At 42.7% G+C, this 26,888-nt stretch carries 27 protein-coding genes; 15 read left to right on the top strand and 12 right to left on the bottom strand.

Features of this window, described 5'->3' with window-relative positions:
* The first annotated feature begins 31 nt into the window (after positions 1-31).
* On the top strand, positions 32-931 hold the full coding sequence (locus tag MIC7126_RS0115490; RefSeq protein WP_017654074.1) for a S1 RNA-binding domain-containing protein: 900 nt from the start codon (positions 32-34) through the stop codon (positions 929-931).
* Between the two features lie 65 nt (positions 932-996).
* Here the strand turns inward: MIC7126_RS0115490 and MIC7126_RS0115485 are convergent, their stop codons facing one another.
* On the bottom strand, positions 997-3,171 hold the full coding sequence (locus tag MIC7126_RS0115485) for a DEAD/DEAH box helicase (protein ID WP_017654073.1): 2,175 nt from the start codon (positions 3,169-3,171) through the stop codon (positions 997-999).
* 420 nt (positions 3,172-3,591) lie between these two features.
* Between MIC7126_RS0115485 and petN the strand changes: the two genes are divergently transcribed.
* The 9 genes from petN (at position 3,592) to MIC7126_RS0115440 (ending at position 11,272) form a co-directional block, all read left to right on the top strand.
* Positions 3,592-3,681: a cytochrome b6-f complex subunit PetN gene (gene petN, locus MIC7126_RS29455; RefSeq protein WP_012408302.1), complete on the top strand. Its 90-nt coding sequence runs from the start codon at positions 3,592-3,594 to the stop codon at positions 3,679-3,681.
* Positions 3,682-3,688: 7 nt separating this feature from the next.
* Complete coding sequence (locus MIC7126_RS31300) at positions 3,689-3,850, top strand: hypothetical protein (RefSeq protein ID WP_017654072.1); 162 nt, start codon at positions 3,689-3,691, stop codon at positions 3,848-3,850.
* A 337-nt stretch (positions 3,851-4,187) separates the two neighbouring features.
* Positions 4,188-4,730, top strand: a complete 543-nt coding sequence (locus tag MIC7126_RS0115475) for a J domain-containing protein (protein WP_017654071.1) — start codon at positions 4,188-4,190, stop codon at positions 4,728-4,730.
* Positions 4,731-4,748: 18 nt separating this feature from the next.
* Positions 4,749-5,021, top strand: a complete 273-nt coding sequence (locus MIC7126_RS0115470; protein ID WP_017654070.1) for a DUF3143 domain-containing protein — start codon at positions 4,749-4,751, stop codon at positions 5,019-5,021.
* An 11-nt stretch (positions 5,022-5,032) separates the two neighbouring features.
* A complete protein-coding gene (locus MIC7126_RS0115465) occupies positions 5,033-5,350 on the top strand; it encodes a hypothetical protein (protein WP_017654069.1) in 318 nt (105 codons plus the stop codon).
* Positions 5,351-5,433: 83 nt separating this feature from the next.
* Positions 5,434-6,231: a Tab2/Atab2 family RNA-binding protein gene (locus MIC7126_RS0115460; protein WP_017654068.1), complete on the top strand. Its 798-nt coding sequence runs from the start codon at positions 5,434-5,436 to the stop codon at positions 6,229-6,231.
* 233 nt (positions 6,232-6,464) lie between these two features.
* Positions 6,465-9,656: a response regulator gene (locus tag MIC7126_RS27690; protein ID WP_017654066.1), complete on the top strand. Its 3,192-nt coding sequence runs from the start codon at positions 6,465-6,467 to the stop codon at positions 9,654-9,656.
* A 271-nt stretch (positions 9,657-9,927) separates the two neighbouring features.
* Positions 9,928-10,635, top strand: a complete 708-nt coding sequence (locus tag MIC7126_RS0115445; RefSeq protein WP_017654065.1) for a Crp/Fnr family transcriptional regulator — start codon at positions 9,928-9,930, stop codon at positions 10,633-10,635.
* 151 nt (positions 10,636-10,786) lie between these two features.
* Positions 10,787-11,272 (top strand): response regulator, encoded by a 486-nt coding sequence (locus MIC7126_RS0115440; protein WP_238553644.1) that lies wholly within the window; start codon positions 10,787-10,789, stop codon positions 11,270-11,272.
* A gap of 71 nt (positions 11,273-11,343) precedes the next feature.
* On the opposite strand, the gene MIC7126_RS0115435 is transcribed toward MIC7126_RS0115440, so the two are convergent.
* On the bottom strand, positions 11,344-11,628 hold the full coding sequence (locus MIC7126_RS0115435) for a DUF2470 domain-containing protein (protein ID WP_017654063.1): 285 nt from the start codon (positions 11,626-11,628) through the stop codon (positions 11,344-11,346).
* A gap of 113 nt (positions 11,629-11,741) precedes the next feature.
* On the opposite strand from MIC7126_RS0115435, the gene MIC7126_RS0115430 reads away from it, so the two are divergent.
* Positions 11,742-12,503 carry a metallophosphoesterase family protein gene (locus MIC7126_RS0115430; protein WP_017654062.1) on the top strand — a complete coding sequence of 254 codons (762 nt, stop codon included), beginning with the start codon at positions 11,742-11,744 and terminating at the stop codon, positions 12,501-12,503.
* Positions 12,504-12,528: 25 nt separating this feature from the next.
* Here MIC7126_RS0115430 and MIC7126_RS0115425 read toward each other — a convergent pair whose 3' ends face one another.
* Positions 12,529-13,383, bottom strand: a complete 855-nt coding sequence (locus tag MIC7126_RS0115425) for a M48 family metallopeptidase (protein ID WP_017654061.1) — start codon at positions 13,381-13,383, stop codon at positions 12,529-12,531.
* Positions 13,384-13,692: 309 nt separating this feature from the next.
* Between MIC7126_RS0115425 and MIC7126_RS0115420 the strand changes: the two genes are divergently transcribed.
* Together MIC7126_RS0115420 and MIC7126_RS0115415 are read left to right on the top strand one after the other, a co-directional pair.
* Positions 13,693-14,226, top strand: coding sequence for a DUF4330 domain-containing protein (locus MIC7126_RS0115420; protein ID WP_017654060.1), 534 nt, complete (start codon positions 13,693-13,695; stop codon positions 14,224-14,226).
* Between the two features lie 490 nt (positions 14,227-14,716).
* Positions 14,717-15,055, top strand: coding sequence for a hypothetical protein (locus MIC7126_RS0115415; RefSeq protein WP_017654059.1), 339 nt, complete (start codon positions 14,717-14,719; stop codon positions 15,053-15,055).
* A gap of 233 nt (positions 15,056-15,288) precedes the next feature.
* Here the strand turns inward: MIC7126_RS0115415 and MIC7126_RS0115410 are convergent, their stop codons facing one another.
* Entirely contained in the window at positions 15,289-15,999 is a 711-nt protein-coding gene (locus MIC7126_RS0115410) for a response regulator transcription factor (RefSeq protein ID WP_017654058.1), read from the bottom strand.
* A 920-nt stretch (positions 16,000-16,919) separates the two neighbouring features.
* Between MIC7126_RS0115410 and MIC7126_RS0115405 the strand changes: the two genes are divergently transcribed.
* On the top strand, positions 16,920-17,375 hold the full coding sequence (locus tag MIC7126_RS0115405) for a rhodanese-like domain-containing protein (protein ID WP_017654057.1): 456 nt from the start codon (positions 16,920-16,922) through the stop codon (positions 17,373-17,375).
* Between the two features lie 84 nt (positions 17,376-17,459).
* On the opposite strand, the gene MIC7126_RS0115400 is transcribed toward MIC7126_RS0115405, so the two are convergent.
* The 6 genes from MIC7126_RS0115400 to MIC7126_RS29450 form a co-directional block, all read right to left on the bottom strand.
* Positions 17,460-18,089 carry a ribonuclease D gene (locus MIC7126_RS0115400; RefSeq protein ID WP_017654056.1) on the bottom strand — a complete coding sequence of 210 codons (630 nt, stop codon included), beginning with the start codon at positions 18,087-18,089 and terminating at the stop codon, positions 17,460-17,462.
* 89 nt (positions 18,090-18,178) lie between these two features.
* Complete coding sequence (locus tag MIC7126_RS0115395; RefSeq protein ID WP_017654055.1) at positions 18,179-18,727, bottom strand: CAP domain-containing protein; 549 nt, start codon at positions 18,725-18,727, stop codon at positions 18,179-18,181.
* A gap of 290 nt (positions 18,728-19,017) precedes the next feature.
* Positions 19,018-19,932 carry a CAP domain-containing protein gene (locus tag MIC7126_RS31980; protein WP_017654054.1) on the bottom strand — a complete coding sequence of 305 codons (915 nt, stop codon included), beginning with the start codon at positions 19,930-19,932 and terminating at the stop codon, positions 19,018-19,020.
* A gap of 342 nt (positions 19,933-20,274) precedes the next feature.
* Complete coding sequence (locus MIC7126_RS31975; protein WP_238553696.1) at positions 20,275-20,982, bottom strand: ABC transporter substrate-binding protein; 708 nt, start codon at positions 20,980-20,982, stop codon at positions 20,275-20,277.
* Between the two features lie 2 nt (positions 20,983-20,984).
* Positions 20,985-22,025, bottom strand: a complete 1,041-nt coding sequence (locus MIC7126_RS31970; RefSeq protein WP_017654052.1) for a serine/threonine protein kinase — start codon at positions 22,023-22,025, stop codon at positions 20,985-20,987.
* Between the two features lie 473 nt (positions 22,026-22,498).
* Positions 22,499-22,987 carry an ATP-binding protein gene (locus MIC7126_RS29450; RefSeq protein ID WP_238553643.1) on the bottom strand — a complete coding sequence of 163 codons (489 nt, stop codon included), beginning with the start codon at positions 22,985-22,987 and terminating at the stop codon, positions 22,499-22,501.
* Between the two features lie 119 nt (positions 22,988-23,106).
* Here MIC7126_RS29450 and MIC7126_RS0115375 point away from each other — a divergent pair, with 119 nt between their 5' ends.
* Positions 23,107-24,372: a glycosyltransferase family protein gene (locus MIC7126_RS0115375; RefSeq protein WP_017654050.1), complete on the top strand. Its 1,266-nt coding sequence runs from the start codon at positions 23,107-23,109 to the stop codon at positions 24,370-24,372.
* On the opposite strand, the gene MIC7126_RS0115370 is transcribed toward MIC7126_RS0115375, so the two are convergent.
* Both MIC7126_RS0115370 and MIC7126_RS0115365 read right to left on the bottom strand, forming a co-directional pair.
* Complete coding sequence (locus tag MIC7126_RS0115370; protein WP_017654049.1) at positions 24,364-24,750, bottom strand: hypothetical protein; 387 nt, start codon at positions 24,748-24,750, stop codon at positions 24,364-24,366. The genes MIC7126_RS0115375 and MIC7126_RS0115370 overlap by 9 nt on opposite strands.
* Before the next feature lie 313 nt (positions 24,751-25,063).
* Positions 25,064-26,836, bottom strand: coding sequence for an ABC transporter ATP-binding protein (locus MIC7126_RS0115365; protein ID WP_017654048.1), 1,773 nt, complete (start codon positions 26,834-26,836; stop codon positions 25,064-25,066).
* Positions 26,837-26,888 lie beyond the last annotated feature (52 nt).

The following is a 26,888-nucleotide window of genomic DNA, read 5'->3' as shown; positions in this document are numbered from 1 at the left end:
AACGACAAATAACAATTTATCTGCAAAAGTCATGAATTCCGAATCGAAACTTTCTCAAACAGCCAGTTCGTCCTTCACAATGGACGATTTTGCCAAAGCACTAGAAAAACACGACTATCAGTTTCAAAAAGGACAGGTAGTACACGGCAAAGTGTTCCAATTTGACCATGATGGAGCTTATGTCGATATTGGTGGCAAATCGTCGGCTTTTATTCCTCGTGACGAGGCTGCTTTGAGAGCAGTCACCGATTTGTCGGAAGTATTACCACTCCAAGAAGAACTAGAATTTTTGATTATTCGGGAACAGGATGCTGAGGGTCAGGTGACTCTTTCTCGAAAACAGTTAGAAATTCAACACATTTGGGAAAGACTAGCACAAATGCAGGAGAATTCCCAAACTGTACCAGTGCGGGTAACGGGTGTGAATAAAGGTGGTGTGACTGTAGATATTCTTTCGTTGCGGGGATTTATTCCGCGATCGCACTTGTTGGAGCGTGATAACCTAGAAGCACTCAAAGGTCAAACTCTCACAGCTGGCTTTTTAGAAATCAATCGCGGTAACAATAAACTGATTCTTTCTCAGCGCTTGGCTACTCGTTCCACCAACTTTAGTTTATTGGAATTGGGACAATTGGTGGAAGGTAAGATTACTGGTATCAAACCTTTTGGTGTGTTTGTGGATCTGGAAGGAATTAGCGCCTTGCTACACATCAAACAAGTCAGTCAAAAATTCATCGAATCCCTAGAAAAAGTTTTCCAAATCGGTCAGCCCATTAAAGCAGTAGTCATTGACTTGGATGAAGGTAAAGGTAGAGTAGCTCTTTCTACCAGAGTTTTAGAAAATTTTCCTGGTGAAGTTTTAGAAAATCTCGAAGAAGTGCTAGCTTCAGCCGAAGCGCGTGCTAATAGAGTCAGTAATAAAGCCGAATAATCAAGACATGGGGGAGCCAGTCTTACGGGTGGCTCCGCCGAAATAATTCCCCTCTCTACACTCGATTAATCACCATCACCAATATCTCTCTTTGGTGGGCGCTTGTAGTTAAAAGTGAAACTATCGCCACTACTCATTACCCGTTGCATCTCTTCATACATCGGATAATTGCCTACACCACTCAAATTCGCCCAACCCCGCGCCCGCGTTAAAGCTACAAATAATTGGTTGCGGAAATTCACGTTGCTTTCATTGCGAGCGACATGATCAAAGCCGACTACATAAACCATATCTGCTTCATGTCCCTTAGCGCGATTAATCCGAGAGATGGTCACTCCGTCATCGTGCCAAAACTTATCAGGATTATGGTTTGGCCATTGCAACATCAAATCGTTTAATTTTAAAGCCGTGGGGAGATAAATATCAATATCTTGCTCCATTAAAAAACTAGCAACATGAGTTTCTAGCTCCATAGCGTCGGAAGTGTCACCTAAAACCACCACTAAAATGTCACGACTGGGATTTAGCCCATCATGAACAATATTACGTAAAATATTCTCTGCCAGAGCCGTCAGCTCATCTCGGCGAGAATTATAAGTGTGAAACTCTAATACAGGTTGACCCCAAAGTTCAGGAATCGGATTGGGTGAATATTGTGGCTGTCGTTGGATTGTCATTGGCTGACCAACGCGCCGAAAGTCTCCTTTAACTTCATAACCGATTTTGTTCCAGTCGTCTTTGTTGGTGAGACCTGCGAGCATTCCCTCAGAGCGCAGCAAACCCATACCAATTGCGTGAGCTGCTGTGAGAATTGGCCCCGGAGTGCGATAACAACGGCGCATGACTTGTGAACGTTTAATTCCACCTGGATATTGTGGTTGTTTGTTCAACAGATTGCTCAATTGTTCGCCGAATACTTCTTTGGCTTTGGGTACAGCTAAACTGTCCAGGCTTTGAGCTTCATCATAAGCCCAAATTAACCGCCTCTCTTCTGGTTTTTCTTCTGTTACAGGTCGCAATGCTTGATAAGCTAACCAGTAAATAGCTTGTTTGTCTTGATATTTCAAATCATCTTCGGCGACTAAATCTTGACCTTCATCAATTAAGATGGCGTCAAACATCGGTTCTATTTCGATTTCTTCTAATAATCGTCTACTTAAATCTACCAAGCCACGGTTAGGCTGCTTTTCATTGGTATTTCTGGGCGTTCCCCGCCTTTTACCATGATAATCACAAATGATACCGTATAAACCCGGTTGCTCTTTTGCTCCCCAAGCGTGAAGCACTCGTAACTTGAGGTTAGTTTTTGGGTCATATTGCATCTCTCCGCAACTGAAGCGACGTATCCATTGATCTAATAACCCAATCATTAAATCGTAGAGCGATCGCGTGAAAAATACTAAGGCAATATCCCAATCTGGGTGCTTGAGGTGCATATGAGCAGCTTTCTGACATAACAGTACAGTTTTTCCTGAACCTGCAATTCCCCGAATTCGTTGCGGCCCAGGCGGAATTTCTTTACCGATATGTTCTTGCTGTAAATCTAGTTCGTATAAACTTTCTCTTAAACTGTCAATGACACTAGAACGAGTTTTTCCTGTGGTAGAGATGCGATTGGGTAAGGTTTTGCGGAATACAGGTGTACCCCCAACTACTGACAGTAGTAATTCCCAATCCTTGTCCTCTAAAATACCTCCGGGAACTGCAACAGTAGCATTTTGGATAGATTCTAACAAACCAACTTTATTTAACTGCTCTTGAAAAAGAATACTAGGACAGTCTACTTGAGCAAAGCCTTTTTGCTGCCATTGTTCTTGAGTAACGAGCGGTAAAACAGCGATCGCTCTACCTGTAACTTTACGCCAAATTGCCGACTCGCGATCGCAGTACGCTATTAATGCTCGCAATTGATGTTCTGCTTGTTGGTAAGGATTGGCTTGTGTGGTTTCTGAGTTTTGCAATTGCAACTTTCCGCCTTCCACACCGACAATCTGATCGATGGTGACAGCTTTAATTTCCATCACCACCAAACCTAATTCCCGGTCAGCAATTAAGATATCCGGCTCTTTGCGAATCTCCCCCACCTGAGAAAAAATGGGATAGCGCCAGTAGCCAAGACAGATTCTCTCAGCAAACGCACTGCGAACAGTATCCCAGACTTTTTGCTCAACCTCATCACTAGCCTTGATTGGTTCTGTAGTGATAAATTTGCTACCTTGTTCTTCGTTGCTAACAGCCATTAATTACCCGCCTAAAATAGTCAATGCTGCCAAACTATCATTGCGTATACGATGCCAACCAGTGCAGATATACGAGCAACAACTGTAGCCAGGAAGAAATTTTATGTATATACACGTAATTAAAGTTGTTAATTATAGCAGGGAATAGGGGGAGAGGGAATAGCCGAGAGATAATACCAATTCACGAAAAATTTGATACAGATAAATTTCTCGTAGGGGCGAACGGGTAGGGGCGAACGGCCGTACCCTGCTCTAACGCTAAAAGCGAACGCCCTTACAGGTTATTGATGTGTTGCCAAAATTTAGAGAATTGGTATAACCCCACAAGCAAATAATCCATCCCCACCCCCTTGCTAAGGGGGTTGTTAAACTCTAGAGTGAATAATAGAGACGTTTTGTAATTATTTGAAAAGTGCGACTATGGAAATCTTGACACTAGGTTGGGTATCGTTACTAGTTGTGTTCACTTGGTCAATTGCAATGGTAGTCTGGGGACGTAACGGACTCTAGGAGCATCGTGGAAAGCCCATTTCTGAATATATTAGCTTTAGCTGCGCTAGTGCTGCTAATTGCAGTTACCGGTGGAATTGGCTACTTGACGGTTGCAGATTGGCGCGATCGCCGTCGCCGAGAAGAAGAAAAACGCGAACTCAAAAAAAGCACTCCCAAGCGGCGATAACTGGTTTTAAGAGAGATAGCGTCGATTTCTGAATTCAAAATTTTCCTCTCAAGACGCAATCTCATCCATTAGACATATGCCAAAAAATGTAGAGACGTTGCTTTTGCTTTGTCTCTACAAACGTTTTTAGGTAATACCATTTGACTTTAATCATGGTACAAATACGAGTGTAAAGGCGAACGGTTGCTATGTGGTAGGGGCGTTCGCTTTTAGCGTTAGAGCAGGGTACGGCTGTTCGCCCCTACATTATTTCTATGCAATTTAAATGCGTAACAGCTTAATATAAAAAATATATTTGAGCAAGGTGACTCAATCAGCCGTGAATCAAAATGGGGCAATGTCACAAAGCAGCGATCGCAGTCAACCCACCTATTATTCACTGCTAGGACTGCATCCCTCGGCATCGGTAATCGATATCCGTCGCGCTTATCGAGAACTGAGCAAATGTTATCATCCTGACACAACAGAATTATCTGCTGCGATCGCTATTCCTAAATTTCAGCAACTCAACGAAGCCTATGCTACCCTCAGCAACCCAGAGCGGCGCTTAAGTTATGACTTGAAAATCGGCTATTCTCGTTCTGGGATCATTCAACCACCCCCCGATTTAAACCACCCCGTTTCCCAAGCTTACGATTGGTCAAAATCCGCTTATCTCGACCCCAGCGATCGCCCACTCTCTCAGGGCGAAATTTTTGCATTATTTATTTTGGGGTTAACATTTTTGGGTTGTTTATTGTTAGCGATCGCGATCGGTTTAACTCGCGGTGAAGCTGCGTTCCAAACACAACGAACCACACCAAATCCACCAAAAACACAGCAAATCACTCAGCTATCGCCATCAATTACCCCAAAGGCGAGTAAAAATTATTTTTCTTAACTTAAACCTCAACTGCTTATGTCTCTTCTTTCCCCTGAAGCTCCTTTATATAACCACACTCTGCCGCAAATAGAGCAGTGGCTTAAAGATCAAGGTTGTGAGCAAGACACATCACAACTCCATTGCTGGCGTATACAGCGTCTGCATTGGCAAGCCGAACTCTCCCTTGACGTCGAACAAATCACAGTCAGATATATCAACGCTATAGAAAACGGGCAAGATATTCAACGCTCATTCAAATATTCTCTCAGTCGTGAGGACATAGAACAAGCAGTCTTTTCCGGCCCATAGAAGTTGATGAAATGGCTTTTGGGATAACAATTGCTGTTTCGGGAGTCGCAAAAATGGCTTTTGAGACAGCAATTGCTATTTCGGGAGTCGCAAAAATGGCTTTTGAGACAGCAATTGCTATTTCGGGAGTCGCAAAAATGGCTTTTGAGACAGCAATTGCTATTTCGGGAGTCGCAAAAATGGCTTTTGAGACAGCAATTGCTATTTCGGGAGTTGCTAAAATGGCTTTTGAGACAGCAATTGCTATTTTTTCGGGTAAAAATATAGCAAAGTCACAAACTAAAACAATTTTGACCTCTGCTGTTGCTTCTATTGCAAATCAAACATAAAACGCTTATGCAAAGCGACCTTCAACTCTGTTCCCCGTTCCCCGTTCCCTGTTCCCTCTTATTAAATGAATTTTCCATCGCTTATGAGTCTGGTTTGGCAAGCCGATTTTTATCGTATCCTCCAGCAGGATGCAGCGGGACAAGTGTTATGGGAATTGTTACTTTGTGATGCTACTCGCAGTTTTGAGTATACAGCTACCTGTCCCCAGTCTGCCGCGAATTCTAGTTGGGTAACATCTCAGCTAGAGTTAGCTGCTGGGGGAAAATTACCAGATGAGATTCTAGTGTTTCGTCCCCAATCGTTGAGTTTAATTGCGGCTGCGGGACGCGATTTAGGTATTACAGTTACACCTACTAGGCATACTTTGGCGCTGAAGCAGTGGTTAAAAGAGAAACAATATCCTTTAGCTGTGGATAAACCACCGCCATCTTCATTACCTGAAAATTTGTGGGGGGAACAATGGCGTTTTGCTGCTCTAAGAGCGGGTGAACTTGTGGATGTGTTTGCGGAGCGTCCAATACCGATTTTACACTTACCACAATTTCTGCAACCAATTCATTTAGGTTTGGCGTCAACGGTGCTTGTTCCTGGTGTGGTAATCTATGGTGGCAGGCAATCGATGCGGTTGGCGCGGTGGTTGGATGCAGCTTGTCCTGTGGCGCTTAATTATGTTGCTGGGGAACCTGATGGTTTGGTTTTAGAAGCTGGTTTGGTGGATAGGTGGATTGTGGCGACGTTTGCGGATGGGGAAGTGAAGCGGGCTGCGGGGGTTTATGCACAACGCCAGGGGGTAAGTCGGGGGTTGCATTTTTTGTTGGTGCAACCTGATGATTCGGGGATGACTTACACGGGTTTTTGGTTGTTGAGGGGGGAGGAGTGAAGGGAGAGGGTTTTTTAACGCAGAGAGAAGTCGGAGCGGCGGCTTCCGCCGATCTGAACTTCGGTGGGGGCGCGGAGGTTGTTTGAGGGAATGTGGCGCTGTTATTTGTTCCCTGCTGTGTTAGTTTTTTGATGAGCATGAATGCAGAGCTCTAGCTTAGGTTTTATGGTTTGTTGAGGAAATTAATGATAATTTAATTATGCTGCCCTACAGCTTCGGAAGGTGAGACAATCATGTCGGCACTTAGGTTTCTTTTACTCGAAGACAATTTAGTTGATGCAGAAGCGATACAAGCTACGCTGAGGGCTGGCGGGATTGATTATGAACTGTTGAAGGTGGAGACTGGTGCTGATTTGGTGGCTGCTTTGTCAAGCGATGAGTTTGATGTGATTTTAGCAGCTTATAATCTGCCTGATGTTGATGGGATGGCAACGTTGACAATTGCTCAGGAGATTTGTCCGGAAACGCCGTTTATTTTTGTCTCTGGTAGTTTGGGTGAGGAGTTAGCGATCGCTGCTATCAAACAAGGCGCGACAGATTATATACTCAAGCAGAGGTTATGGCGGTTAGTGCCTTCTGTAGAGCGGGCGTTAAAATCAATTGAAGAACGTCGTCAGGTTAAACAAGCACAATTGATACTAGTTGAGCAGAATCGTCTGCTGGAGTTAACTGCTTCTGGGCGTCCATTGGCTGAATGTCTTTCCGCTATCTGTAATTCCATATCTCGGCTTAGTCCCCGCATCCGCGCCTGCTTTTTGTTACCGGATGCTCAACGGTTAATGTTCAAGAGTTTTGTTACCCCACATTTTCCGTCGTCCTTTAGACTCGGACTTGAGGATGCTCCCATTAATGAACTGGCTATTGGTACTTGTGGAACAGCAGTATACAGCGGCGAACCTATTAGTTGTACGGACATTGCTCACGATCATCACTGGTCACAACCTTGGCGAGATTTATGTGTGGCTCATGGGATACTCGCATGTCATTCTACACCTGTGCTAGCTGCGGATGGTCTGCCGCTTGGCTCATTGATGCTTTGCTTTGATGAAGCGCGGATGTTCACCGATTGGGAAGGTCAATTAGCTGAGTTTGGCACGAAAATTGCTAGTATTGCTTTTGAGCGCGATCGCTCTCTTCAATCTGTGCGAGCATCTGAAGCTAAATATCGCACGTTGTTTGAGTCGATCGATGAAGGTTTGTGCATCTGCGAAATGTTATTCGATGGAGATGGGAAACCGCATGATTATCGGTTTTTGGAAGTTAATTCGGTCTTTGAAGACCTCACAGGATTAAAACAACCTACAGGGAAAACGGCGCGAGAACTTGTCCCCGGTTTGGAAGCTAGTTGGTTTGAGATTTATGGAAGCGTTGTGCTGACAGGGGAATCAGTGCGGTTTGAGAATCAATCGGTCGCCATGAATCGGTGGTTTGATGTTAACGCTTTTTGCATTGGTGTACGTGAAAATAACCAGTTTGCCGTTTTATTTACCAATATTAGCGATCGCAAACGTGCAGAACAAGCCTTGCTTGTCAGCGAGGAGCAAAGCCGCAATATTGTTGAGAGCATAACTGAAGCATTCTTTGCGGTAGATGAAAACTGGCGCTTCACCTATGTCAATCAAACAGCAGAAACACTGCTCAATCGAATTCCAGGAGATTTAATTGGTAAAAGTATCTGGGAAGAATACCCAGGATTGTTTGGGAGTGAATTTGAGCAGATATATTGGCGCGCAATGACAGATCGCCTCGCTGGAGCAGTCACGGCGTTTTACCCAGATCATGATCGCTGGTATGAAGTCCATTCTTACCCAGCCGCACAGGGAATCACCATTTATTTTCGCAATGTTACTGACTACGTTCAAGGTGAAGTAGCTTTACGGGAAACATCAAAAGAACTCAAACAACAATTGCAGAAGTTTAATGCAGTGATGTCTGCTGTCCCAGACTTTATTTATATGTTCGATTTGTCGGGAAAGTTCATTGATGCTAATAAGCCGTTGCTTGACCTTTTGCAAAAAACATCTGCACAAGTCATCGGTAAAAACTTTTTTGAATTAGATTATCCAGTAGAATTAGCCGCCAGACTGCAAAAACAAATACAACAAGTAATTGAGACGCGCCAACCACTCAGAGATGAAGCGCCCTTCACCAGTGCTTTTGGTACAAGAATATACGACTATATTTTCGTGCCCATTTTTGATACACAGGGTGCGGTAGAAATGGTAGCAGGTGTCACACGAGACATCACTGAACGCAAACAGCTACTGCTGCAGGAACAAGCAGCAAGAGAAGCCGCAGAGCAAGCCAACCGTATAAAAGATGAATTTTTAGCCGTCCTATCCCATGAACTGCGATCGCCCCTGAATCCTATCTTGGGTTGGACACGGCTACTGCAATCTGGCAAACTCAAGGAAACCCGTCAAGCAGAAGCTTTAGCCACGATTGAGCGCAATGCTAAACTGCAAGCGCAACTAATTGAAGATTTGCTTGACATTTCTCGCATTATGAGCGGTAAATTGACCTTAACTGCAGCACCTGTCACTTTACCATTTGTAGTTTCTGCGGCCATGGAAACCGTGCGGTTAGCAGCAGAAGCAAAGAATATTCAAATTAAACTTGATGTTGACACACCGATCGCTCCTGTTTTTGGTGACGCTGCTCGTTTGCAGCAAGTGGTCTGGAATTTGCTCACCAATGCGGTCAAATTCACACCCGATCATGGAAAAGTGATCGTGGAATTGCAGCAAATTGATCGCCTAGCGCAGATTCGCGTCATCGATAATGGTAAAGGCATTCAACAGCAATTTTTGCCTTATGTCTTTGAATATTTTCGACAAGAAGACGGTTCAACCACCCGCAAATTTGGTGGATTGGGATTGGGATTAGCGATCGTCCGGCAAATTGTTGAGATGCACGGTGGTACAGTGAAAGCAGAAAGCTTAGGCGAAAATCAAGGCGCAACCTTCATTGTCCAACTACCCACCATCCAGCACACAACGCCCATTGTCTGTGAACCAGAGCCAACCCCAAATACAGAAATACCTCTGAGCAATATTCAAATTTTGCTCGTAGATGACGATACTGATACCCGCGAATTTCAAGCATTTCTGCTGCAACAAAGCGGCGCCGAAGTCACCGCCGTTACCTCTGGTTGGGAAGCATTGCAAGCCTTAGATCAACTCATTCCCGACGTTTTAATCAGCGATATCGGTATGGCAGAAATGGACGGCTATATGCTCATCCAAAATATCCGCTCCCGTCCAGCTAGCCAAGGGGGAATCATTCCGGCGATCGCTCTCACCGCCTATGCTGCAGAACTCGACCAACAAAAAGCAACTCAAGCCGGTTTTCAAATCCACATTACCAAACCCGTAGATGCAGAAATATTAGTTAGCGGTATTGTCAGTTTGCTCAAAAATCACTAATAAATTTTACATTCCACCTCTCTCTAGGCACAGAGGTAAAACCGAAATCAGAAGATGATGATTAATTATCTCCTATATTAGAAAACCTGAGAGATGCTTTATCAAGTCAGTCCAGTAGGATGCGTTTAAGCAACGCGTAATGCACCGCTTGATCATGGTGCGTTACGGCAATTGATACTGTCGCTGATACTCAAATCCTTTCACTGCCGTAACACATCCTACTGAATATTTACTAATTCACATTAAGAGTAAATTCTTGATACATAAATCAATGTTTAACCAGCTTCAAGAGTTAACCAAAAATCAACTACTAGCAAAGTTACCACATGAAGAACTAAAAAATTTACTTCCTAATTTGGAAATAGTTTCCCTCGCGCAAAAACAATATATTATCGAGCCTAATGAACCCCTTCCTTTTGTCTATTTTCCGCTTAACTCATTGCTCTCTCTAGTAACAGTAATGAAAGACGGCTCAACAGTCGAATGCGGTTGCATTGGGTGCGAAGGGATGACAGGTTTGCCAATTATTTTAGATGCAGATACAACACCGATGGAGGCTTTCACCCAAATCTCAGGACAAGCCGTGCGTATCCGATCTGCTATCTTCAAAGAAGCATTCGACACAGGCGGTGTACTGCAAAAACTTCTCTACCGTTACATACATACAACCATTGTTATTGCTTCACAAACCGCTGCTTGTAACCGTCTTCATCATCTAGAAGCCAGGATGAGCCGCTGGTTGTTAATGTGTAGTGATAGTCTAGAGTCAAACTCACTTCCCCTCACCCAAGAATTTTTGTCCACGATGCTTGGTGTGAGGCGTTCTGGAGTCAGCGAAGCTGCTAGCAAACTCCAGTCTAAAGGCTTAATCCATTACCAGCGCGGCCATATCGAGATTCTAGACAGAAAATGCTTGGAAACATGTGCTTGCGAATGTTACCGCAAAGTTAAGACAGAATATAACCGTTTGTTTAGCTAAAAGTCCAGCGCCGTCACATTTAATATTCATCACGATAGATTTAACTTCTGTTATCTGTTCCCCATTTTTTCTGAAAACTATTTTTATTTTATATCCGCTACCGGACAGACTAAAGCTTATAAATGTTTCTAACATATAGAAAGTTTGGTATTTGAATGCTTTTGCTAATCTCATGCTCAAAACTACGCAAACAAAGATGAATGCATTGTCATTACCATTCATCTCTATTAATAACAGATGCCGAAAAGAGGATTTTATTAAACATATATTGATTTGTGACGATGTGGCTGATGACTCTCTTCTCATGGAAACAATTTTAGCAACAGAAGAATCTGAAATTGAAACTGTAGATTCAGGTGCAGCAGTGCTAACCTATCTAGAAACCAGCCATAAAAAACCTGACTTGCTAATACTAGATGTTATGATGCCTGTGATGGATGGATTTGAAGTTGTTCGACACATCCGTCAATCAATTGAATTTCAATCTCTGTTGATTCTGTTAGTAACAAGCATGAGTGAAGACATAGCCCAACAGAATAGCGATGTTAAGGTTGATGGATTTATTCAAAAACCCATTGACCCTGATGTTGTCATCACTAAAGTGCAAGCAATGTTAGACCTTGCTGAAAATAATTAAGTCGTTGATTAAATTTAAATTATGGTTGGTGCAGAGACACAAAATTTTGCGTCTCTACCAGAATTTAAAAACTACTTTGCTTGTACCCGCGCCTGCTTTACCATTGCAATCAGCGTTTGGTGAGCATCTTCTGCATCTGCTAACACATGATCAAAGGTAATCCGAACTGGTACAGTTTCTGTGTTGACTTGTGCTGTCAAATCCATACCTTGAGCATCGATAGCCAACATTTGAGCTGCTGTGGCATCAGCGACACCACCAAAGGCTTTAGCATAGAGAACGATCGCATCACTGTGATCATCGTTCATATGCTTGCAAATACGAGAGCTAATTTCCGGTGAAAATTCTTCAGACATTGTAAAATTCCAATTTAGCTATACCATAACTGCGTAAATTTTACCTTTTTTAAGGAATTTAGATATGTGAAGCTGTAGCAAAAAAGTTAGGCAATATTATTTACACTAAGGACATGAGCGAAACTAATCGGCGTCGGCTTGTCATTGGAGATGTACACGGTCATTATGAAGGGTTGATGATCTTGCTAGAGGCGATCGCTCCTGGTGCAGATGACCAACTGTATTTTCTGGGAGATTTAATTGATCGTGGCCCTAAAAGCGCACAAGTGGTGAACTTTGTTAAAGAAAATAACTACCCATGTTTACTGGGAAACCATGAGCAAATGTTATTAAACATTCTCAGTAACGGAGGTGCTACCAGCGCGGCGATGCAATCATGGTTGTATAGTGGGGGACAGGCAACTGTAGCTAGTTATCAAGAGGGAACAATTCCTCAAGATCATTTAGAGTGGTTTCAGCAGTTACCCACATATTTAGATTTAGGCGATATTTGGTTAACTCATGCTGGTGTTGACCCTGAGTTACCTTTGGAAGCACAAACCTCGGAGCAATTTTGCTGGATTAGGGACGAATTTCACAGCACGGAGCAGCCCTACTTTCCAGATAAATTAATTATTACAGGTCACACCATCACTTTTACTCTACCGGGCGTCTCCCCTGGTCAATTAGCATTAGGCAGAGGCTGGTTAGATATAGATACTGGCGCTTATCATCCCCGCAGTGGTTGGTTGACAGCACTTGACGCCACAAATAGCTTAGTTTATCAAGTCAATGTTTTTAAAAAGCTTGTCCGCACTCTACCTTTAGCAGAAGCAGCGATCGCGATTGATCCATCACAAATCAAAAGCGATCGCCGCAAAAAGCAAAGAGCATAATCGATTGATTTTCCCAAAGCTCTAACTATCTTAAAAAGGCGCGGATATTAGCTTTATAAGAATTATTATCTAGACCGTAGCGTCCATTGCTAGGTTGGGAGTTAATGCTGCGGTTGAGGGCGTTAATGCGATCGCTGGTTGCGGGGTGAGTGCTCAAAAAAGCTGGCCCTGAACCATTCCGCAGCAATTTTTGCATAAAGGAAACCATCGCTGACGGTGCGTAACCAGCCCGTGTCAAAGTTTTCAACCCTCTCTGGTCTGCATCAAATTCATCTTGACGACTGCGGGGACGGTTCAGGGCTAATTCTACACCAATTCCCACCGCCTGATTGCGATCTAAACCAGCAGCAGTGGCTACACCGCTAGCAATGGCTCGCTGACGCATCTGTTTAACTAAGTGTTTACCACCGACATGACCGATTTCATGGGCGATGACGCTAGCTAATTCTGCTTCGTTGTCTGCAGCTTTGAGCAGACCTGTGTGCACATAAACGAAACCGCCTAAAGTCGCAAAGGCGTTGATGGCGTCATCTTCCACTACTTGGAAAGTATAAGGTAAATTCGGGCGATCGCTACTCGCTGCCAAACGCCGACCAATTTGATTAACATAACTAATCAACTGAGAATTGTCGCTGAGTCGCACCTCAGCACTCAATTCTTGATTCATCTGTTTACCAAGGTCAACTTCCTGGCGTTCAGATATATTAGATAGCTGAAGAACTTGGACTCCCTGTAACAGCAGTGGTAATAAGTCTATAGCTTTTCCCGGCGCAGGTGTAGTCAAACACACGCCCAAAGCCACTACCACAGAAACTAACGGATAAAACCAACGACGTCGCCACCAATGATAACTTGCAGACAAGCCTTTCCAATTAATCATGATCCGGGTTGATAATCATCTTAGGAGAATATAAAACAATGAGACGAATTTACAGCTTTTTAAGTTGCATTTTGCACCCAACTCCTTGAGAAAATCAGCACTAAAGCTAGAAATTAAAGGCTAGAAGCAAAGAACAAGAGATTTCTCTGCTCTCATGATAAACTGTCGCTTGAGTCAAACTTCTTGTCAATGCAATTCTCTAAAATCATCTATTCCCCATCAATGAAATCCTGGTCTAAAAATAATTCTCAATTCCGATAAAACCGCTGCTACAACCAATTACTCTACTCATATCTGGAAAAACTTGTTATGGCTATTTTAGATTCCAAAGGTCGCCTCTTCGGCAAAATCAACCTTTTAGATTTAGGTGCTGGGCTGGTAATTTTACTAGTTATATTTGGCATCTTTATCTTTCCTGGTACATCTGGTTCTGTAGCTCAAGTTGGTGCAAAAACAGTACCGATTGAGGTAGATTTAGTTGTCCGTGGTTTGAATGTGCGCGACCCCCAACAGCTATTTACTAATGGGTTAGCAAAAGGCGGTAAAACTAATGTGATTATCCGCAATCAACCCTATGGTGAAATTGGCATTAAATCAATTCAACAGTTACCAAGAACAATCAATGTTCCTCAACCCAACGGTACTGTTAAAGAGTTACCAGATCCCAAAGCTAATAATTTCAGCGCAGATTTTTTGTTGACTTTAGAAGGTAAGGCGCAACTTACTACCAATGGCCCAGTTTTAGGTAACAGTAAAGTCAAAATTGGTATGCCATTTGAATTAGAAGGCTTTAACTATAACTTTAATGCCACCGTCGTTGATGTGAGAGTCAATACTCAATAATATTTCTGTTTGGCTTGTTGATATTTAGCTTGGAAATAGGGGTTAGAGGTTAGGGGTTAGGAAATATTAAGTAGTGGCGTGACAAGGCTAAAATGTTGCAATAGATTCTTATTTTTGTAGGGTGCGTTAACGAAGTAACGCACCTTCTCGACTCAGATTTATTGGCGGTGCGTTGCGCTCTGCTTTAACGCACCCTACCATGCCGTTCTCTGTTCCCTGTTAAGAGTTCCCGACTTCTGCAAGAAGTCTAGTGTTGAATACACTTCGGTAAATTGCGATTTGTTATGTTTTATTTCCGAGTCAAAAAATTAACAATTTTTTAATAGTGTTTTGTCTTTTTATTTTACTTAAGATCATGCATGGTTATTGACCAAATTCGTATTGCCAAATACAATTCTTTTTTATATAAAAGCCTTTCTCCAGGCTGATGTAAATAATTTGTTCGGAGAATAATCACCAGCAAAAATAATAGAGAATCGGGGTAAGACTAATGAACGCTAAAATGTTTGCACCATTGGTAATAATCGCATTTGCCATTTTAGAAAGCCCGGTACAGGCGCAACAACCAATTACATCAAAATCAAATTCCCAAAATTACTTATTGACTGGCGATTCTTTGGTCGGTGTTGACCATAGAACTTCTCAAGAAGACTTCAGCAGCTTTTTTGAGCAAAATCAGCGCAATAGTGTAGATAAAAACGCTAACACAGATAAACTACACTTTCAAGAATCACCATCATTACCGGAAACACCTATTTTCTTGTTACCTACTCAGTCTTTTAACGGGAATGATGGAGCGCAACTAAAATTAGATTTAAATAATCAATAATCAAAGATTGATATCATACCAATTTGTTTAATGGTTGCGACTCTCACAACGGGCGGAGAAACATCGCCTGTGCAAATGTGTTAGTCGCATTCTTGTTTTCAAATCGGGATAACATTTGGTTTTCTAAATTTTAAATTTTTAATTGATATCAGATGTTATCTCTTAAAAGATGAGATAACACCATCACTAAAGTAGCCGAGTGTATCTTCGGGATAAGTTTTCATGGCGGGGGTTCATGTGTCTTCTGGCGGTTCAAATTTATAACCGTAACCCCGGACAGTTTTGATATAGTCCGCTACATTTGCATCAACTTCCATTTTTTTACGGAGTTGACCGATATGCACATCAACTACGCGCCCATCCCCAACATAGTCACAACCCCAAATTTTTTGGATTAGCTGTGGACGACTCCAAGCTTGACCTGGATGGCTGGCCAAAAAATGTAAAATATTAAATTCCAAAGCGGTTAAGCTTAGGGGTTTATCGTTCAGAGTTACCTCTCGTCCGTCCGGGTTAATTGCTAGCTGCTGAAAGACGAGACGTTGTGAGGGAGAGGGATTGATACTGCGGATACGCCGCAACAGGGCTTGGACTCTGACTTCAACTTCGGCGAGACTAAATGGTTTAGTCATAAAGTCATCAGCACCTGCTGCCAAGACTCTGATTTTATCAGCTTCATCAGTCCTACTTGTCAAGATCATGACTAAGACGTTAGTGCGACTCTGCATTTCTTGGCAGAGTTTATAACCGTTGGTATCTGGTAAATTCCAATCTAGGATGACGAGCGCTGGGTTAAATTGGTCAAACAATGATAGAGCAGTTTTTCCGTCTCCTGCAGACTCTATGTGGTATTTGCGACTTAAAAACCGATATATGAGATTGCGGACACCGTGGTCGTCATCTACAACAAGGATTTTAGGATTAGTAGCGGGAGCCATCACCATAACTTCTTAGCCTATTTTTGATTTGGCAATTTGCGATCGTGTCGCGATCGCTACTCTGTGAACAGCCGCAGTGTCAGCATCTGTGTTTGCTACATGGGCTGTGAGAGTATCTTCATGCTTACTTCATTTGTTGTATGCGTAGATGCGTAGCGACTTCCCCTAGGGTAGCCCCTGATTACCTGGTATAGCCACTGTGGTACTGGGCTAATCTTAATTTTCTCTGAAATTTCCCAAAAATACAGCAATCATGGTGATTAAAAAATGTATATTTTTTAGATCATTTGGTTGTTTTTCTTTGCTGTCATTGTGAACAGATCAGTTTTCTTTGTTAAGACTAATCTAATTTTAGTCGTCTGTAAAACATCTAGTCCACATACGTGGCTCCTATTTGATGGCGTGAATAAAATTAGTACACCTCGCAATTGCTTGTTGTCTGTAGATGCCGAGGTTGGGGAGCTACTTGCGTGGGCGGGGGCTACCTCCCCGTTGTAGCAAGTGGCGTCAAAGTGGCGTTAGAACCAAGTGAAACCCAGCAATCACAATGTCTGAGCCACGCAATCTCGCAAGTACCAGCAAGGTTGGGTTTGGTGATTCAGCGCAACCGAAAATCATTTTTGACTGAATCAATGAGATTTAACCGAAAATCGATGTAGAGAAACTGCTTTTGCTTCGTCTGAACAAAGGCTTTAGGTGAAGCATAATAACTTTCTGGTATCTATTTTAAATTCTTATTTTGACACCGTTTTTATTAATAAAAAATATGTTAAATAATGCTTTAAATAATTGAGTTTTAGCTAAAAATAGTTGATTTTATTCTGTATATCTATAGACATATATTAACAATAATCATACCAAAGAAAGAGCAATTAAATGCTCATTACTCGTTAAATTGCTATTATTGTAAACACAAAGGAGCAGTTATGGATAACAATGTGATAGGTGGTATTATTCCCCCGCAACCACCCATAGAACCACAATCTGATGTCTATGTGCTGAAGTCACGCTTAGAATGGGGAGAACCAGCTTTCACGATTTTGGATGTGTGCGATCGCAAAACCTATAATCAAGGGCATATTATGGGCGCTATGGCAACCCCCCTTGATGATTTAGTTAACATAGCTGCATCATCTTTGGATAAAGGCCGCGATATCTATGTTTACGGCGCGACTGAAGAACAATCTAGTCAAGCGGCGCAACTGCTGCGGTCTGCTGGGTTTGAGCATGTTTCTCAACTCAAAGGCGGATTGGCTGCATGGAAAGCTATTGGCGGCCCAACTGAGGGAATTATTGAATCACAAACCCCCGCAGGTGCAGATGATCTCAATGTGGTATCTCGCATCCAAAATCATGTAGAAAATCTGCAAAAAGACACTTAATTTTATTAACAATAAAAGCATCAACAGTTATCAGTTAACTCTCCACTGATAACTGTCAAATAAAGTCTTCTCAATGTTAAGAAATTAGTGTTCAAATAAATCTTTAAATTGCAGCAAATCTAAAGCTACTATTGTGGGTAAAACCTGAAAACAGGCTTGAGCTAGTTCCCACCTAGCTTCTCGTTTGAGCATTTGTGTAAGTTTTTGTTGTACACTCAGCAGATAGCGGACGTCATTAGCAGCGTAACTGAGTTGTTCTGCTGATAAATTATCGGCGTTACCCCAATCAGAACTCTGAGCACTTTTATCGAGTTCTACTTTTTCTAGCTCTTGCACTACGTCTTTTAGTCCATGACGATTGGTATATGTACGAGCTAATTTGCTAGCTATTTTCGTGCAGAAAAGCGGCTGGACTTGAATTCCTAAATGATGACGCAGGGTAGCAATATCAAAGCGTGCAAAGTGAAATACTTTTTGTGTATTTGCTGCTTCTAAAAGTTGTTTTAAGTTGGGGGCTGTGGTTTGTCCTTGAGCAATGCGAATTGCTGTCACATTTCCTTGGGGATTGCATAGCTGGACAAGACACAAGCGATCGCGCTGCGGTAATAACCCCATCGTCTCGGTATCAACGGCGATCGCTTCTGATTCTAAATACTGCGCTAGGGCTGCGTCACTCAAATCGCGATCGCTCACCTGAAAATCAGCTAATGTCATGAATTACTCAATAATAAATGCAGTGTCTACCAGACCAACGTTATCTTAGACACTACATCATTATTGTGCAACAAAATTAATAATTCAATCTATCTCGCCTGTACAAAAATCTGCGTCAGGTAAACTTCTCCTTGCTTATTCGCTGCAACACCGATTCCAGTCAGGTTATATTTACCTTTGATATTGACTAAATGTCCTGGGCTTTTGAGCCAACCAGTTACAGCCTCAGCAGCAGGATTGCTATACCCTTGGTTGAAAGCAACATTCTCCGCTGCGCTGTTGTAAATAATCGGGATAGCAGTCACTCGTTTTTCAAATCCTTGATGACTAAACGGGACTTTACCATTTGCCATATTTTGACTATGAATCCTTGCCTGTTTAGTGATATTTGCATTCAGGGTCAATTTTGACAATCCTCGAGCAACCCGATATCGATTAATTTGGTCAAAAACTGATTTTTCTAAAGCAGTAGTTTTAAAAGTAGTAGTAGATACTGCAACTTGATTAGACGCAATCGATAACGGCTGAGGAGCAAGGGATTTTTTCTTAGCAGTGTGGTCTGGAAAAGAAGCGGTTGTTAATTCACTGGCAAGGACAAGCGTACTTAAAGCGATGCCAAAAGCAGTCTGTCGGAACATGGAGAGCTACATAACCTATAGAGTTATAAGACTTATACTCTACCTTATTATCCCCTGAATATATACTAGGATACTATTAAGGATTTATGAAGTTAAAAAAGGTTTTTATGTCTTTTTCAGTAAATACAAGTAATTACTTCTAAACTGATACCAACAGAACTAAATTTACTGCAAAATTATGAAGCTTTTATCAAGCTATCAAAAAGTAATGTAGCATCTACTCAAAAAATTTCATAGACGCTACGTACTCTTGCGAAAATGAGAGAGCAAAAATTGAGATTTGGTAAAATTTAAGAAAGGAAGAAAAGTTGTGTTAGGTAGACTTGCCCGTCACTACTCTTAGCAACACCAATTCCAGTGAGAGTGAATTTTCCTTTGATATTAGCTAGATGTCCCGGACTTTTGAGCCAGCCTTGAACAGCTATGGTAGCTGGATCACTGTTACTGTTATAAGCGACGTTTTCCGCAGCGGATTTGTAAGTAATACCGGTGGCTTTAAATCGCTGATTAACTCCACTGTGTCCAAAGGCGACTTTTTTACTAGCCATGTTTTGGCTATGAATTCTCGCTTGATTATCAGCCGCAGAGTTACGTGTCAATGCTGGGAGATTGATAGAAGCTCTGTAACTATTAATTTGTTGGAAAACTGATGCTTCAATAGCAGCGGTATCTGCACTCGACTGTGTACCTTGGCTAGTAGGAGAATCTTGAGAATCTGTGGGTGTACCCTGACTAGTAGGAGAATCTTGGGGATCAGTGGGTGTACCTTGGGGATTATTGGGTGTACCTTGGGGATCAGTGGGTGTACCTTGGGGATTAATCGGTGTACCTTGGGGATCAGTGGGTGTACCTTGGGGATTAATCGGTGTACCTTGGGGATTAATCGGTGTACCTTGGGGATTAATCGGTGTACCTTGGGGATTAATCGGTGTACCTTGGGGATTAATCGGTGTACCTTGGGGATTAATCGGTGTACCTTGGGGATTAATCGGTGTACCTTGGGGATTAATCGGTGTACCTTGGGAGGGTGAGCGCCGAGGATAATTTCTACCTTGAGGGTAGGGTATGGCCTGAAGACTATCACTTGCAATGTCTACATGCGAAGACTTCGGCGTAGAAGTTTGATCTGCTACAGAAATAGCGTTAGCTCCACTGGTGAGCACGAAAGTTCCTAAAGCAATTCCGTAAATTGTTGTTTTGATCATCACTTATAGCCAGCCTGTAGTTGGTGAAAGTAAACGTCCAGACCATCTAATCAGACTGTTGTCAATTGAACAAATGCGATATCGGTTTGTATCTGTTGGCTTCTGGCGCTCTGTGTGCAAAATTTACCAGCAAACTAATAAATACACAATTTTACGGTCAAAGTTGTACGAGTAGAAAAATTTTTTCCTCTATATTAGGAAGGATTATTGTTAAATGTTAGTGGTTATTTATTATTGGTGATTTTTTGGTGTTTAAAGTGTATATATGTTTAGTAATAGGGTAGTAATTTGTCTAATAAAAACATCTTTATTTAGTGCCTAATTCTTATTTTAAAAACAAGTTTAACTACATTTCAAAGGACGATCGCTGAGTGTAAAAACGAAACTGCTGGAATTACACTTACGCGATACTTGCACCATTGTAATTTTACTATCACGACGATCGCTCTGGGTAAATCGAATGATTCCTGTGACACCTGTAACTGCAAATTCAGCCATTGACAGTGTTTGCTGAATTCCGCTGCGGCTGGGTTTTCTTTTCAAAGCGGCGCTCAAGACTAAAACTGCATCGTAGCTGGTAGCGGTGCGCCAAGTGATGTCTGTGTTACTAGAAAGACTTTTTTGGTCAATTTTCCATAACGTCTGAGCTTGCTGGAGAAATTGAGAGTTGATATCGTTGAGGGGATGCCAAGCGATCGCTAATGTTGTGCGTTCTATACCCGTTGAGGAAAGAATCTGGTCTGATTTAAGTAAGTCTGCACTGTATAGACTATCACCTCCTATCAGCCAAAATTGCTCATTATTTTCCTTGATAACTCGTAAAGCATTGGGAATCGCATTATACAATCCCACCCCTGCGTCGGGAATTAACACAACTACTGTCGCACCTTGAGCTTTAGCTTGCTTTAAGGCTGCGTTCCCATCAAAGCGATCGCTGGCGAGATTGAAGGCTGGTTGATGGCTAATCACCTGACCCTGCGAGGATTTCGCTGCTAATCGCACTGCCTTAGCTAGAGATTCCGCATAAACACTACCTTGACTGTAAAAAATTGCTATTTTTTGTTGCTTGAGTTGGGAAATTGCGTAGGTAGCAATTTTAGCTGCAGCCAGGCGATCGCTGATGTAATTTTTTCATAGACCGATTTAGCACCGAAAATCAGCAAAACTCCACAAGTCGCACTCAATAAAAATTTTTGCCATTGTCCCCAGCTATACTGCTCAACATCGGCTATTTTTTCTAAAATCGCTTGGGCTGTGGGCGGACGACGTTGAGGCTGAAAGTTAGTCAGTGCTTGAATTAGAGCTATAAATTTTGGTGGAGTGCGGCGGTCTTTAACGTATTTGTACCAAGTGCGGAAATTTGGAGCGCGATCGCTTGTAGGATCAATACCAGTCAGTAAATAAATAAAAGTCCGTCCCAGCGCATAAAAATCTGACTGCAAAACAGCGCATCCTTCGATTTGTTCCGGCGCAGTATAGCCAAGTGAAACAATTACCGTTACCGATTTACCATTAACAACAGTCTGCGTCATCTGACGCGCCGTGCCAAAATCAATCAATACTAACTTCCCCTCAGGATTAAGCATAATATTTGCAGGCTTGATATCTCGATGAAAAAAACCCTCCTGGTGCACAAATTGCAAAATCTGCGTTAACTGCTTCAACCAATCCAACGCAGTTTGATAAGATATCACCCCTGGATGGTGACTCAGCCAAGTTTGTAAATCTTCACCCTCGATTTTTTCCATCACCAAACAGCGTAATTGACGACCTGTAGATAAAATTAAAGGAAATAAAGTTTTCCCAGCAGGTAAACCAGGATGCTGCAAACTTGTTAATATTGCTGCTTCTTGCTCAAACAATCGCCATAAATCGGGAGTGACTTCCTTAAGAGACTTGAGCACCAATGGCTGATTTTGTGTAATTAAATCTTCAATCTCAAACACTTCTGTATAAGCAAACGCCCGCTGTTGGAGAGGGTGCTTAATTCGGTAGCGGTTTTGCAGCACTAATGGCGTTCCACAGTTTTGACATACCGCAATATCATCAGGATTTTCTCGCCGCGAACAATCAGGATTGATGCAGTACGCCATAAATTCACGACCAGTAGCAAAAAAGTAGTAAACCCATTGTAGAACTAGTTTAAAAAATAACAGAAAACGGGATTTGTCAAGCTCAGTTTTAGCTCACTACATCACTGAGCTAAAACTCAACTTGAATACTGCATGGGAATTAGCGAAATTATGCCTACAAGCAAATATTGCTGATACCAATTTGGAAAAATAATTTTATGCTCAATAAAATCATCCAAAGATTTTGTCTATTTGCTATTGCTCTATTTCTCACCCTGGCGCTTTCTTTTCATCAGGTCAACGCTCAATCAGTACCTTTTTATTGGGAATTTATTGATGTTGATATTGCTGTACAAAACAACGGTGATATGCTCATTTCCGAAACGCAGAAGTATACATTTACTGGTGACTATAAAAACGAACGTTTCCGCTATATCCCCCTCGATAAGGTTGATGAAATTACCGATGTTTCAGTTTCCGAAAATAGTCAACTATTAGAAAGTACAACAGGTGTGGAAAATAATCAATTTTGGATTCGTTGGACACACAAACTTAAAGCACCTGGCTGTTTTGCCAATCCCTCCCATCCCCGTAATCGCAACTAGGCGCTTTCCTTGGGCGATTTCCTGGGTAAGTGTCGCCAGTTCATAACGTCGCCCAAAAAATAAAGGAATGTCGGGAATTGTCGCCGATGAAAATTTAAGGGAACGCTCGATTAAATCTTGCCAATTCAACCCCAATACTTGACAAAATGCTTTAAATACAGAACTATCAATTCCCTTACCGTGCAGAAAGCGTTTCAATGTAGGCAAAGATACCCCTCTAGCAAACACCTCTGCATGTTCCCAGTCACTCTCAGGAACCAAAACTTGACTCGCAGACTCTAACCAAAGTGGATTATCAATCGTCCAACCTTTTTCTTGACGAGCTTGTTTGACGATTTTTAATCCAGCCTGTGAGAGTTTGAGGCTAGGCATTGGCACAAAAAATATTCAAGATTAATAACGAGTGATAGTATTTTGCCATGGCTAAATTTTTATTTCTTAGGTAAAAATTTCTAATTTTAGAATCATTACCAAAAAATCTTACATATAAAGTGTCAATGACTCCAGTAGATATTCTGATCTTATCAAACGGCCCTGGTGAGGTGACTACCTGGGTGCGCCCGGTGGTCAAGGCGTTGCGACAACAATTCGGTGATGACCGTAATCAAGTCAGGATTAGTGTAGTTTTATCACCTTGTCCCAATGCTACAGGAAAAGAAGTGGCGATCGCTCTGACTTACCCCGAAGTAGATAGAGTCCAAGGTGCAGAGCATTTTTGGCAGTTTTTGCTTTGGGGAAAAACTGCTCAAAACTGGGATTGGCGAGAATGTGGTGTCGTTGTTTTCCTTGGTGGTGATCAAATTTTCCCCGTCATCATCGGCAAAAAACTCGGTTATCGCACAGTAGTTTACGCTGAATGGGACGCGCGCTGGCACAGCTTAATTGACCATTTTGCGATCATGAAACCGCAAGTTGCTCAACAGGTTTCCCAAAAGTATGCTCATAAATTTACTGTTGTTGGGGATTTGATGGTCGAAGCCCAAGGGGGAAACTCAGGGGAAAACACATCTTCCCTCCCAACAAAAGAACTTATAGGTGTTTTACCAGGGTCAAAACCTGCTAAATTAGCTCAAGGAGTACCATTAACATTAGCGATCGCTGAATATATCCACGCCAACAGACCCCAAACTGAATTTGTCATTCCCGTCGCCCCTACCCTAGATTTACCAACTTTAGCGAGTTTCGCCGACCCCGAAAAAAATTCCTTAGTGCAAACCTTCGGCTTTAGTGGTGCTTCTCTAAGTATCCCCGCAGACAGCACAGATAATCCAGAACTGAAAACTGGTAAAGGTTTAAGTATCAGACTTTACCAAGAAAACCCAGCTTATGAATTATTATCCCGCTGTCGCATCTGCTTAACTACCGTTGGTGCAAACACCGCCGAACTTGGTGCCTTAGCAGTGCCGATGATTGTTTTGCTACCAACACAACAACTAGATGCGATGCGTTCTTGGGATGGTCTACCAGGACTATTAGCTAATTTACCAGGCGTCGGCGCAACTTTCGCCAAAATAATTAACTGGTTTTTCCTCAGACGCAAAGGTTTATTAGCCTGGCCCAACATTTGGGCGCAAGCAGAGATAGTTCCAGAACTTGTGGGAGAACTGCAAGCTTCAGTGGTGGGAGAAATGGTATTAGACTTGTTAGCGCACCCCGAAAAATTAGCAGCAATTCGCACCAACCTCCGTAATGCTCGTGGTGTATCTGGCGCAGCTCAGAAGCTAGCACAAATCGTCAGCCAGGAACTGGAGAATTTAATCTGAGGAACTCCCATCTCGGCGTCCCAATTCATAAATACCAGAACCAATGCAAGCCAGGATACCAGTGCTGATTCCCCAACTAGGGCCTAAGCTAAATTCTAAAAACCAGTTACACAAAGCACCAGTAATTAAAAAAGGCACAATACTAAACACAGAGGCGTAAAAAGCGTTTTGAGATTCCCTAGCTTGACGGGTTTTGTCGAATTCCGATTGACTAGTATAGAGCGATCGCTCGGCAAAATTAAACCAGCGATTGAGTTGATCAATTACCCATTCACTCACCGACGAAAACGCTAAATATAGTGCCAAAGACCACAAACTCGCCCCAGCGATCGTGATTTTGTCCAATTCAAAGTGGAAAGGCAAAATTTCATTCAGCATAGTTTGTGGCAGTCCTGCAATGAGTCTAATCTTACTCTATAGCAAGGAACAGGAGATGCAAGAACAGTAGACTTCTTGCATAAATATTTTTTTTGCCTCACGCAAAGGCGAGCCAGTGCGTTGGGCGGGTTTCCCGACTTGAAGCAACTGGCGTCGCAAAGGCGCAGAGAGTAATACCATTTCACGAAATTATTGATACACATCACTAGACCTCTTGCAACAGTCTTGATTTTGGCGCTCTTTCTTTGCGCCTTTGCGCCTACCCTGCGGGAAGCCGCTCCGCGTCTATGCGCGAGAAAAAATCACCCATCAATCAGCGACGCCGATTTATCAGTGGAAACTTTAAATTCTCCCCCACAGAGTTGACCTGAGATTCCAAAATAACGCCATAAAGAGGGCTATTTTGCATCAATTCTTCGTGAGTACCTTGGGCGATTAAGCGTCCTTTATCCATGAGCAAAATGCGATCAGCATTCTTAACAGTGCTGATGCGTTGAGCAACAACAAACGTGGTACAGGCTTTTTGGCGCATGAAGTTATCGAGGGCGGTTTGAATGTCTGCGGCAGTTTTGGCATCTACGGCAGAGGTGCTATCGTCTAGGATGAGAATGCTGTAATCAGTGAGTAGGGTACGGGCGATCGCTATGCGTTGTTTTTGTCCACCAGATAAACCTATACCTCTTTCACCGACAACGGTTTCATAGCCATCGGTGAGGCTGCTGATAAAGTCGTGAATTTGGGCAGTTTTTGCTGCTAAAATTACTTCTTCGTTGGTGGCGTTGGGTTTGGCGTAGGCGATGTTCTCACGGATGGTACCAGAAAATAGGGTGGTTTCTTGAAAAACAATGCCGATGCGAGAACGCAGACTTTTGAGGGTGAAGTCGCGCACATCTCGCCCATCGATGCGGACTGCTCCCGCAATTACGTCGTAAAAGCGGGGAAGTAAATTCATAATTGTGCTTTTTCCGGAGCCTGTCATCCCCAACACGGCGATTAATTCGTTGGGTTTGGTTTCAAAGGAAACGTTTTTTAAGGCTTCGCTGGTGGCGCCAGGATAGCGAAAGGAGACGTTTTCAAAGGTGATTCTCCCGCCGCAGGTGGTGAAGGGGACGGCGTGGGGGCGATCGCTAATTTCTACTGGTACGTCTACCACTTCGTAAACTCGTTGTGCGGAAGCTGCGGCTTGGGCGATGGCTGGAGCGGCAAATCCAATTAACAGAATCGGTTGTAGAATCAACGCTAGGTAGGAGTTAAATGCTACTAGCTCGCCGATGGAGAAGCTACCACCAATTACCTGGGCGCCGCCATAGCCAAAAACTGCCAGTGTGACTAAGTTACTTAATAAAAAGATAAATGGAAAGGTGTTATGAATGGCGCGAATCGTTTTCATATTCGCCTTGATCAGGTGCTCATTCAGGTTGGTGTAGCGGTTTTTTTCGGCTGACTCCCGCACAAACGCTTTGACTACCCGGATACCGATTAAATTCTCTTGCAAAACGGCGTTGAGGTCACTGAGTTGTTCTTGTATTTGTCGAAAAAGTCCGTTATTTTGGGTGACGAATCGTGTCATCAACCATCCGGAAACTGGAACAACGGTGAGGGTAATTAGCGCTAACCGCCAGTTCATCACTAATAGTATGAGAGCGATCGCTACTAATGTCACCACACCGCTGATCACCTGGATCAAGCTCGTACCTACAAAGGTGCGAATCTGCTCAATATCGCTAGTGACGCGGGTGAGGAGTTGGGAAGTCTGCGCTTGGTCATGATAGCTGAAACTGAGATTTTGAATTTTACTGAAAATCTGGTTTCGCAATTGATAAGCTACACCTTGGGATGCAGCTTCTGCTAAGTAGCTTTGTCCGAAGTTAAATAAACCACGGGCGATCGCCGCTACTACCATCCAAGCTGCACTATATAATACGATTTGTAAATTTTGTTTGACAATACCCTGATCAATTCCCCAGCGAAATAATTGAGGAGTCAGTGCATTAGCAACCGTCAACAGCAACAAACTAACCAAGGCTCCCCATGAAGTCCATTGGTAAGTACGCAAAGTCTCCAAAACGCGCTGGAGCGACTGCATAGAGGAAGTTTCACGGAGTTCTGGTAGCTCAACCAAGGGAATGCACCGCTAT

This window comes from Fortiea contorta PCC 7126 (assembly GCF_000332295.1).
In the GTDB taxonomy this organism is placed as follows: Bacteria; Cyanobacteriota; Cyanobacteriia; order Cyanobacteriales; family Nostocaceae; genus Fortiea; species Fortiea contorta.
Note: the sequence above shows the minus strand (reverse complement) of the source record. Positions and strands in the feature narration are given on the sequence as shown.